Consider the following 5089-nt stretch of genomic DNA (forward strand, 5'->3'; position numbering starts at 1 on the left):
CACCAGGGTTAACGGAAAGAAGATTTGCATATGGAGAGTCAGCTTTTTCTACGAATAAGCCATCTTTTGTAGGGTTAAGACCTGCTGGTAATGCATAGTTAGCATTGATGACAGCTGCATCTAAGTCTTGGATGGAACGAGGAATTTGAGCTGCTTCTAACTCTGTGATTTGGATGTTTTTAGGGTTACTAGTCACATCAAATGGTGTGTTAGTCAAACCAGTTGGGTCTTTCAACGTTAAAAGACCTGCACTTTGCAACAAGAGAAGTGCACGAGCACTGTTTGTTGGGTCAGAAGGAATTGCTACTTTTGCGCCATTTGGCAAGTCTTTCAAATCTTTAATTTTTTGAGAGTAAATCGCCAATGGTTCAATGTGAACTGGTGCAAAGCTTACGAAGTTTGTACCATGATCTTTATTGAAGTTATTTTGGTAAGGCACATTAGCGAAGAAGTTTGCATCTACTTCTTTACTAGACAATGCCATGTTTGGTTGGATATAATCTGTAAACTCAATAACTTGAAGATCTACACCTTCTTTAGCCAATAATGGCTTAATTTGATTCAAAATTTCAGCATGAGGTACTGGGTTTGCTGCTACTTTTAATACCTCTGCTTTAGAGCTACCAGCACCGCTGGAGCTTGCGTTGTTTGTGGAAGAACCACAACCACTAATTAATAAGGACGCGCCCAGTACGGCCGTCGCTGCTAATGCTAACCATTTTTTCATGTAATCCTCCTATCTACGATGAAAGCCTACATCTCTGACGAGGACTCATACGTATACAACATTCGTAGATATTGTAATAAATCTATTTTTCTTATCTTGTATCTACATTTAATTATTTAATAATTTCGATGTAGTAAGTATAACAATTTAATTCCTATTCGTATAATAGATTATATATATCAATTAATATAACCTTAATCTATAGCAAGATAAGAGTAATTACATTTAGCTATGCCAAGTACATAAAAACGGTACTAAGATGATTCCCCGTACTACTAGGTAATATACCTAATAGGTACAATCAAACTTAGTACCGTTATAAATATCGCTCTATATAATAAACAATCTAATCAAAATCAAAAGGTTCAATTATAAAGTTGACGTTGTTTGCTCCACAGAAATAGTTACAGGTGCTGATAATTTAGCCTCTAACCAAGCTTTTATTCGTTCCAAATCTGCATCAGATACAGTGGACGTGGTATGGATAATCACCATATAGCGATTCGCTTTAGGCTGTTCTAAATTATCTATCAAAGGCATGCCTTCCACTCTGCTTACAAACGGGAATAACGCCTTTGCTTCAGCTTCTGTCATTTTCATAGTGTTTATAGTTTCACTTACTAGTTGATAAGTCGGCTGGTACAGATTACTCAAGTTTGTATATTTTTCATGATCCTCCGAGCCTTTATTCAAGCTCGTCTTATCCATATTAGATTTTTTCTCATCTACACTATTAACAAATCGCACGGTATAAGGCTGCAAATACTCGTCTTTCTGTAATTTATCATCCAACTGGGATCGTTCCTCTGAAGTCACAGGAGCTCCTACAACTACTATATCTACTAGCTTATTCACTCGGTCCAATGAATAATCAATCACTAGTCGACGCCCATCTTGATTAATATTGGTCTTAATAAACTGCTCTATATGATTTGACTCAGAATACTTGATGGTCATATCATAGCCTGCATAAATGCTTGGTATAGCCATAATAAGACCAATCACAAGAAATATTAGCTGATTACGACGATTAATCTCTTCTGCTTGCTTATGGAATGGCAAACTATATACACCTTTTAAAACAATAAAAGATGCAAAGAAGATGAAAAATGCATTTATAAAGAATAGATAACCAGCCCCAAAGAAATAATCCCAATTCCCAGTAGCCAGTCCATATCCTGCCGTACACAGTGGTGGCATAAGTGCAGTCGCAATTGCTACACCTGGTATAACATTATCTAAGGTCTTACGCGTTTGACCAATAATCCCAGCTAACCCACCAAATATAGCAATGAATACATCAAAAATACTCGGTTCTGTACGCGCTAATAGTTCAGATGTAACTGTCTGAACGGGGGAAATATAAAAATATAAAGCAGATGCCAAAACAGCAATCGTAATCTGTAAGGACAATCTTAAAATAGCACTTTTCACAACTGTAAAATTAAGCGTAGCGAAGCCAAAGCCAGTTGCTAGAATCGGTCCCATCAACGGCGATATAAGCATAGCACCAATAATAACGGCTGTACTATTCATATTCAACCCAATAGAGGCAATAAATATGGAGAGGATCAGGATAACCAAAGCAGGCCCCTTAACCTTAGCCCCACCTATCAACCTTTTAGCAATAGTTGCATCATCGGCTCGTTCAAAATGTATATCAAAGTATTTATTTAGTTCCATTCTTCTACCTCATAATTTCATCAAATCTGCAAAGGTACCAACGTTTACAAACATGTACTGTGTAGTTTTTAACATTTGTACCATCAAGATGGCGCCAGTGCCTTCGCCCATCGACATTTGGGCTTGAATAGGCACCATATCTTGTGTAATACCTACCTCAGACAAAGCCAACTCTGTGCCTTTTTCGCGGGAATGATGTGACGGCAATGCATAGTCTGTAATGCGCTCGTTCATATGTACTGCACAAGCTGCCGCTACAGCGGTAATAAAGCCATCAATGACAAAGGGCTTCTTAAAATCAACACAAGCTAGCATAGCTCCAAGAATAGCAGCAATATCAAAGCCACCTACATGAGCTACAATTTTACGAACTCGGTGAGTCTCACTTTCAGCAATAATACGCTCCTTATGTATATCTAATACAGAACGGACAAAGTCAATTTTACGCTTCATCAAATCTGGTTTATTCGGCCAAGAACCAGGTCCGACCGTTTCAGTTGGATCTGCACCAGTTAATGCAGATAACACACAAGCAGAGGTTGTCGTATTCCCGAGCCCCATCTCACCAAAGGAAAATAGATTTATCCCTTTTTCGACATAATATTCAACGCGTTCATATCCAGCTTGAAAGGCACGATTAAATTCATCCTCAGTCATAGCAGGATGGTTCAAAATATTCTTTGTCCCTTTCGCTACTTTGCGATCCACACCGATGCCGTCATCTGAGGCAATTCCTACATCTACAACCTCATAAGGAATATTGTTAAAGTTACAAAATTGCGTTGCTGATGAACGACCTAAGAGCATATTACGGGATTGTTTCTGCGTCACCTCGTAGTTATAGCCTACATAGCCTTCTATATTACAACCATTATCGGCGGAGAATATGATATGCTGCGGTCGGATTTCACCACTAATCTCGCCCCAAGCCGCGCAAATCTTGCGGAAATACATTTCCCACAATCCTAGACCACCAGGGATAAGGCATTTCGGTTGCAGAAATCTATTTAATTGTTCCTCTATAGGTAATACTGACTTATCTTTCATTCTAATCTCTAGTCCGCAACTAATGTGCAAACTAGCCTTCTATTAATTCGATATTATTCTATATGAAAGTATAACACAAAATATCCTTCTAATTATATGAGGTTTGTTAGCTTTTACATTAAAAATACTATTCTTGCAAACAAAAAAGGTTATCCCCTAAAGGATAACCTTTTTATTGAACTTTAAAGTAAGTTCTTTTATTAAGTTTATTTAGCTCATAAAATTAAGCACCTTGAAATTGAGGCATATCGTCGCCACTGGAGTCGTCCAATTTACCTTGAAGGTCATGGTCAACCATAGCACATACGGATGCGTCAGACCATACGTTTTCAGCTGTTTCAATCATGTCGATAATCGTATATATTGGCAAGATGATACCAAGCAAACCAATTGGAGCCCCGATGGAGCTCATCAAGGACAATGTTAAGAAGTAACAGCCCATTGGAACGCCGGCATTACCAATGGCAGCAAGTACAGCAATGAATAACCAAGCAATCATTGTGCCCATAGTTAATTCAATACCTGCATTTTGCATTACGAACAAGGATGTTACAAGAATGAACGCTGCACAACCATTCATGTTAATAGTTGTACAAATCGGCAATACGAAACGAGCTACTGCAGGGTGAGCTTTCAAGTTATCCTCAGCAGATGCCAATGTGACAGGCAATGTTGCAGCAGAGGATTTAGTGAACAATGCAACCGCTACAGCTGGGGACATTTTACGGAATACGTCAACAGGGTTTAAGCCACGGAATAACAAGAACAATGGAATTACGATAAAGAATTGGATCAAGTTACCGCCGATAACAACAGCAGTGTATTTACCTAAAGCACCAACGATTACGCCCGCTTCGATTTGAGCAGATAATTGACCTGCGAAAGCAAGGATGCCGATTGGCAATACATAAAGTAATGCTTTAATCAATGTAAATAGTAGCTCTTGTAAGCCAAACAATACTTTCAATACTGCTTCGCGACCTTCTGTGCGAGGCATAAAGGCAAACGCTAAACCAACAGAAGCAGAAATGAACATAACGGACAATACGTTACCTTCCAAATATGGTTTCATAATATTGTTAGGAATAACGGATAAGAAGTGATCATAATACGTTACATGACCTAGTTTTTCAGGTACTTGCGCTGCACCAGCACCAATTACATCAAGTGGTAAGTTACCTGGCGCAATCCATAGGAATAAACCAAGGCCCATGGCTGCTGCACAAATTGTAGTAAGCAATGTGTATACTACAGCATGTCCAAAGATACGGCCTGTATCTTTTTTTGCACCTAGCATAGATAATGTAGTAATTACTGCTAAGGATACTGTTGGAATTGCAATGAATTGGAATAAACGTGTAAACACGGCTGCAATAAAGTTAAAAAGCTCATTTAGGGCTGGAATGTGTTGCCATCCCAAGATAGCGCCAATGATAAGTGCCCCCATCCAAAGAATAAACTGACGCAATTTGCCTTGACCTCGGCTTTTTAAGGTAATCTCTTGCGCTAAAGCATCAACATTTTTATTTTCTTGTTCTGCCATAAAAACACCTCTCTAAAAACTAAACTACATGAGACCATAAAAGAAATAATCCCAGCCCTAGGGCTGGGATTATAGGTACATCCTAGTCT

General features: G+C 38.7%; 4 protein-coding genes. All 4 read right to left on the reverse strand.

All coding sequences use genetic code 11. The annotated features are described in order from the left end of the window. On the reverse strand, positions 1 to 727 hold a 727-nt coding region (locus RYM16_RS08715; RefSeq protein WP_314983355.1), incomplete at its 3' end, for a MetQ/NlpA family ABC transporter substrate-binding protein. Positions 728 to 1096: 369 nt separating this feature from the next. Further along, positions 1097 to 2410 (reverse strand): DUF389 domain-containing protein, encoded by a 1314-nt coding sequence (locus RYM16_RS08720; RefSeq protein WP_314983356.1) that lies wholly within the window; start codon positions 2408 to 2410, stop codon positions 1097 to 1099. A 9-nt stretch (positions 2411 to 2419) separates the two neighbouring features. Next, on the reverse strand, positions 2420 to 3457 hold the full coding sequence (locus RYM16_RS08725; RefSeq protein WP_314983357.1) for a nicotinate-nucleotide--dimethylbenzimidazole phosphoribosyltransferase: 1038 nt from the start codon (positions 3455 to 3457) through the stop codon (positions 2420 to 2422). 223 nt (positions 3458 to 3680) lie between these two features. Next, a complete protein-coding gene (locus RYM16_RS08730; RefSeq protein WP_314983358.1) occupies positions 3681 to 5000 on the reverse strand; it encodes a dicarboxylate/amino acid:cation symporter in 1320 nt (439 codons plus the stop codon). Positions 5001 to 5089 lie beyond the last annotated feature (89 nt).

This window comes from uncultured Veillonella sp., from assembly GCF_963524655.1.
Lineage (GTDB): Bacteria > Bacillota > Negativicutes > Veillonellales > Veillonellaceae > Veillonella.